Consider the following 4,238-nt stretch of genomic DNA (forward strand, 5'->3'; position numbering starts at 1 on the left):
CCACCCGCAAAGCATCAAACGCCAACTGACCGAGACCGCGCATTCGGCGAACTCCGCTCTCGGGCGTTTCGTCGGCATCGAAGCCTATGAGGCGGCTGGTGGGGTTCTGCTGCGTGATCTCTTCGACGATCGTGCCAGCGCCCATATGGAAAACCCCGAGCTCCTCGAGCGCCTCGCCATCGAGAAGCTGCAAGCCGCGGCCAAACCCTTCGAGGCGGCTTGGAAATGGGTCGAGGTGCATCTCTCGGTGGACTACGGCTCGTTTCGCAGCTTCGGGCGGGTCTATCCGCAGGACATCGAACCCGATCCGGAGCTGCTGGCAGAAGAGGAACGTCTGATTGCGCGCGAGGAAGAACTGGCGGCGCAGAATGACGGTGAGGATTGGACCGACGCCGAGACCGAAGAATACTACGCAATCGAACCGCGCCTGCGCGAAATCGAGGCCCTGCAGCGTGAGCGGCAGCCTTACGCGGATGCAGATCGCGCCATTGCGGGCGTGGTTCTGACCATCGGCCATGACGGGGCGCTGCGGGTCGAGAAGGGGCTGGTGCGGCCCGAGGATATTCCCACCGCACCCGAGCCGGACGAGGCCCGAGCTGATACGGGTGATGCCCACTCCCCTGCCCGGCCGCATGTGACGCCGCCGACCTCATCGTCGCCGGTGCCGACCTCCGATCCGGCCGCGACTTTGCGCAAGGCGGATGGGATTTCGGCGAGCCTTGCCGACGATCTGCGCGCGACGCGTCAGCACATCCTGCGGGCGCATCTGGCGGCGGATTTCGAAGTGGCGTTCGATGCGATGCTCTATGCGCTCTGCGAGCAAGCTCTGGGGCGGTCCTACAACAACGAGGCGCTCGACATCTCGATCCGTCCCTTCCAGGCGCAAAATCGCGAGGTGCTGCATGCCGATACTGTCGCCCAGAAGATGCTCGAGGCGCTGGAACAGGACCTTGCCATGGACTGGATGAAGCTGGAGAAACCCGAGGACTTCCGGGCGATGTCGGCGTTGCCCATTGCGGACAAGCAAGCACTTTTCGCCTGGGCGACGGGTCTGGCGGTCAAGCCCCAGCTTTCTTCCGACAATCGTCCTTCCCCGATCATCGAAGAGATCGGCGCGCGGCTCGACGTCGATGTGGCGGCCTGTTGGCGCCCGACCGCGCAGAACTACTGGGGGCGGGTCAACAAAGGGCATACTGTGGCCACGGCCCGCAAGCTGATCGGTGACGACTACGCCGAGGATCGCAATCGCGAGCGCAAAGGCGATATCGCGGCCGCGATGGAGCGGGCTTTCGCGGAAACCGCGAGTGAAACCGAAGGGTTTGCCGCCGCGGTGGTTGTCAAAACGACCCGCTGGTTGCCCGATGGGATGCTGTTCGCCGGTGCGTCGGATGGTGGCCTCGATCTCCCCATTGATGCGGCGGAAACCGCTTTGGGCGAAGACGAGTCCGGTGAGGAGACCATTTCAGCCTCGGACGACGAACCGGACGCCTTGCCCGCCTTTCTCAGCGGTGATGCCGCCTGAGGCACCGGCACCGATCTGAACCTTGACTGACCCATGGGCCGTCCTCGCGCAGAGGGCGGCCTTTTCCCGCTGACGGGTTTCACGCAGCCGGTGTCGGATCGGCTGGCTCGTCACGGAGACTTCTCATGACCACCACACTCGAAATCGATCCCGTCACGGAAGCCGCACTGATCGCCGCTCAAAATGATGCCTTTCGCCGCTCCATCCTCGGGACACACCCCGTCGCGGATGCACCAAAGGGCCAGTTTGTCATGACGCCCGGCGTTGCAGCGCTTGGGCCGGACACCCAGCATGCTCTCACCCGCCGCGTCGCTTCGTTTGACGCGTTCAACGCTGACAGTGATCCCCATGGCTGGCACGAAATGGGCGTTATTGATTTCGACGGCACCACGGTCTGGTTCAAGATCGACCTCTATGACGTCGACTACACGTACGGCTCGCCCGAGCCTTCCGATCCCCAGCAGACGCGTCGCGTGCTGACCCTGCTACTTCCGTCGGAATACTGACCCCTCCATCCCAAACACCGCGTCGGACCGCCCTTGCACAAAGGGCGGTCCTTTTGCGCTGGCGGGTTCCAAGGGGCGCGATACCCGCGCCTTGCCCGCCACAGGAGACCTCAGATGGCCAAAACACTCGACTACCAGATCACCCTTTATCCCGCACATCGCGATGGCGCCTTCGTCGTCACCGAGTTCCAGATGATGGCGAACTACCCCGAAAAGCGCATCCAGGCCGCGGGCATGGACGATCTGATCGACAAGGTTACGCATTTCGCGATGGAGCACGGCGAGAGCTGCAGCGCCTCGGTTCGCTGCCTCGCCCCGCGCAAACCGCCGGGGTTCAAGCGCGCGACCGAGAACCTCTATTTCAACCTGGTCGATCGGACGGCTGAGAAGAGCGGCGACGCTGCGGCCTGAAGCTTCCCGACAAACCATTGGGGCGGCCTCGCTAAACGGTCGCCCTCCCCTTCCCTCAATTCCAAAGGACAAAAGACATGACACAAGCGACTGATTTCTACGTGCAGATGCTCGAATCCCAAAGACAGGCTGCCGAACAGCGGGTTGAGACCCGCGCGGCACTCCTCACCGAGCTGCGTGCCCTCGGCGTGACGAGCATCGAGGTGCAATATGAAGGCTACGGCGATTCCGGCAATGTCGAGGATGTCGTCATGACCCCTGACACGGTCACCCTGACGGAAGAGCTGCGGCGCCGGGTCGAAGACTTCGGCTGGGACTTCGCATATGCGCTGAGCCCCGGCTTCGAGAACAACGAGGGCGGCTATGGCGAACTGACCTGGGCGATCGAGGCGGACAAGATCGATGTCAGCCACTCGAACCGCTATATCGAGACCGACACCACCGAACACGAGGGGCTCTGACATGGCACATCCCCTCCACCACGCCGAAAGCTCCGCCCGAAAGTTCGGCGGTGTTCCAGATGATTACCAGCATGTGCATGACTGGTTTGACTCATCAAAAGAGCATCTAGGTCTTTTCATTCACAGAGCACATCGGCACCACACGCTCGGGATCTTTGAGGCTGAGCGGTTGTTTGGTCGCAGCCTGACCAACAGCGCGGGCCGGGTCGTCCCGATCCGCTGGATCGGCGAGCAGCATGTGCGCGAAGACTGCCAGGGGCGGATCCCGTCGCTGGCGGACTGGCTCGGACGCATTCAGCCCGAACCCTGGATGGCCAATGGCCGGATCGACAACGACCCGACGCAGATTGGCAGCGACCCGCGTGCGGCCTGGGCCACGGCGGTGGCCAATCACCAGACCATTCTCGGCTTTGAAGATTGGCTTCTGAAGGTCTCGGTCGAGCACGTCCAGCATCGCCAGAACCGCGCCGCCGCCTGATCCGCCGGGCGGCAAACTCACCAACCACCTGACCACGTCCCAATCGACCTGCTCGAGCCCCAACCGGCTTGGCGGGTCGATTGCGTTTCAAGAAAGGAAATCGACATGCACGACCCCGTCTACGAGGAGGTCCACCAGGGCCACAACATCAAGATCTACCACGACCCCGATTCTGAGAGCCCGCGCGAGTGGTGCAACCTCGGAACGCTGATCTGCTGGCACCGGCGCTATCGGCTGGGTGACAGCCATCAGCACGACAGCCCTGAGGCGTTTCTGCGCAATCTTGCCGATGTCTCGGATCAGAGCGACCTCTCGATGGACCGTCTGCGGGACCGCGCCGAATGCAAGGCAATCATCCTGCCCGTCTTTCTCTATGACCATTCCGGCCTCGCGATGAACACCATCGGGTTTCACTGCCCTTGGGATTCCGGCCAGGTCGGTTTTGTCTACATGACGCTCGCAGATGTGCGAAAGGAATTCGGTGTAAAACGCGTGACCAAGGCCCTGCGCGAAAAGGCTGTAGACGTCTTACGTGGTGAGATCGTCGACTACGATTCTTACCTTGGCGGCAGGGTCTATGGTTACGTCGTCGAACAGGGTGGCGAGGAGATCGACGCTTGCTGGGGGTTTGTTGGCGGCTATGAGACGCATTGTTTGCCGGAGGCGCGGAATGCTGTTCCTCGGTCCGATCCCCATGCGCCACCCGCGACCGGTGCATTGACCGCATATCCATAGAATAACTCGCCGCCACAGACCGGAACTATGGGCAGCACCCGATCGCGCGCACGCATTGCTGCATTGCAGAGAAGTCATGGCCCGCCCATTGTGCGACTGCAGCATTGCTCCTATGTTTGCTCTTG

General features: G+C 62.3%; 6 protein-coding genes. All 6 read left to right on the plus strand.

What is annotated here, in order from left to right; all coding sequences use genetic code 11:
• A partial coding sequence (locus A3764_RS09900; protein WP_067951547.1) for a chromosome partitioning protein ParB occupies positions 1 to 1,522 on the plus strand: 1,522 nt, incomplete at its 5' end.
• Between the two features lie 125 nt (positions 1,523 to 1,647).
• Positions 1,648 to 2,028, plus strand: a complete 381-nt coding sequence (locus A3764_RS09905) for a DUF3768 domain-containing protein (RefSeq protein ID WP_017469541.1) — start codon at positions 1,648 to 1,650, stop codon at positions 2,026 to 2,028.
• A 114-nt stretch (positions 2,029 to 2,142) separates the two neighbouring features.
• Positions 2,143 to 2,439 (plus strand): hypothetical protein, encoded by a 297-nt coding sequence (locus A3764_RS09910; RefSeq protein WP_017469540.1) that lies wholly within the window; start codon positions 2,143 to 2,145, stop codon positions 2,437 to 2,439.
• Between the two features lie 77 nt (positions 2,440 to 2,516).
• On the plus strand, positions 2,517 to 2,900 hold the full coding sequence (locus A3764_RS09915; RefSeq protein WP_017468065.1) for a DUF6878 family protein: 384 nt from the start codon (positions 2,517 to 2,519) through the stop codon (positions 2,898 to 2,900).
• Between the two features lies 1 nt (position 2,901).
• Entirely contained in the window at positions 2,902 to 3,378 is a 477-nt protein-coding gene (locus tag A3764_RS09920) for a DUF6915 family protein (RefSeq protein WP_067261962.1), read from the plus strand.
• A 105-nt stretch (positions 3,379 to 3,483) separates the two neighbouring features.
• Positions 3,484 to 4,113 carry a hypothetical protein gene (locus A3764_RS09925; RefSeq protein WP_067264194.1) on the plus strand — a complete coding sequence of 210 codons (630 nt, stop codon included), beginning with the start codon at positions 3,484 to 3,486 and terminating at the stop codon, positions 4,111 to 4,113.
• The last annotated feature ends 125 nt before the right edge of the window (positions 4,114 to 4,238 follow it).

The sequence above is a fragment of the Sulfitobacter sp. HI0129 genome (assembly GCF_001635395.1).
In the GTDB taxonomy this organism is placed as follows: Bacteria; Pseudomonadota; Alphaproteobacteria; order Rhodobacterales; family Rhodobacteraceae; genus Sulfitobacter.

What these genes read in the sequence shown, in the direction of transcription:
- A3764_RS09915 (WP_017468065.1), top strand. Translation starts at nt 2,517, where the DNA reads ATGACACAAGCGACTGATTTCTACGTGCAGATGCTCGAATCCCAAAGA.
- A3764_RS09925 (WP_067264194.1), top strand. Translation starts at nt 3,484, where the DNA reads ATGCACGACCCCGTCTACGAGGAGGTCCACCAGGGCCACAACATCAAG.
- A3764_RS09910 (WP_017469540.1), top strand. Translation starts at nt 2,143, where the DNA reads ATGGCCAAAACACTCGACTACCAGATCACCCTTTATCCCGCACATCGC.
- A3764_RS09905 (WP_017469541.1), top strand. Translation starts at nt 1,648, where the DNA reads ATGACCACCACACTCGAAATCGATCCCGTCACGGAAGCCGCACTGATC.
- A3764_RS09920 (WP_067261962.1), top strand. Translation starts at nt 2,902, where the DNA reads ATGGCACATCCCCTCCACCACGCCGAAAGCTCCGCCCGAAAGTTCGGC.